The sequence below is a fragment of the Erysipelatoclostridium sp. MSK.23.31 genome (genome assembly GCF_019125875.1).
Lineage (GTDB): Bacteria > Bacillota_I > Bacilli_A > Erysipelotrichales > Coprobacillaceae > Thomasclavelia > Thomasclavelia ramosa.
Map to the genome: position 1 here is coordinate 1 of NZ_JAHOCB010000123.1, position 615 is coordinate 615.

A 615-nucleotide genomic window follows, 5' to 3' on the forward strand; every position below is an offset into this window, starting at 1 on the left:
GATGATATTGAAATAATTGGAAATATATACGAAAACAAGGAGTTATTAGAAGATGCCTAAATATAGAAAGAAACCTGTAGTTGTGGAAGCGTTCAAGCTTGGTTGTGAAGAATATCCAAGTTGGTTTTATAAAAAGGTTCTCGAACATGAGATTATTGCTCATATTGAGGGGTATGTCGAAATTATAACATTAGAGGGGCGTATGACTGCAAGCGTTGGTGATTACATAATAAAAGGCGTGCAAGGTGAACTTTATCCATGCAAGCCCGATATTTTCTTAGCAACCTATGAGGAGGTAATTGAAGATGGAAATTTGGATTAGAAGTCAAGATAAAAAATCATTGTTGTTGTGCAAATCCTTTGATGTGGGTTGCGATAACAATAATTATAATATTTTAGTTAATTATGAATTAAGAAATAATGAAGAACATTACTCCCCAATGGGTAATTATTCGTCGGTAGAAAAAGCGGTTTTAGTATTGGATATGATACAAAAACATATCGAAACACATAGCAATAATGTATTTCAAATGCCACGAGATATTATAGTAATTGATGATGATGAGGTTTAAATAATGAGATTTTTAACAATGTTAGCAACAAAATGTAAAGTGT

The 615-nt window shown here is 31.9% G+C and carries 2 protein-coding genes; both read left to right on the forward strand.

Going from position 1 to position 615, the window contains the following annotated elements; translation table 11 throughout:
- The first annotated feature begins 52 nt into the window (after positions 1-52).
- Positions 53-322 carry a hypothetical protein gene (locus KSU54_RS18600; protein ID WP_217746768.1) on the forward strand — a complete coding sequence of 90 codons (270 nt, stop codon included), beginning with the start codon at positions 53-55 and terminating at the stop codon, positions 320-322.
- Entirely contained in the window at positions 306-572 is a 267-nt protein-coding gene (locus KSU54_RS18605) for a hypothetical protein (RefSeq protein ID WP_217746769.1), read from the forward strand. Before KSU54_RS18600 ends, KSU54_RS18605 begins: the two co-directional genes overlap by 17 nt.
- The last annotated feature ends 43 nt before the right edge of the window (positions 573-615 follow it).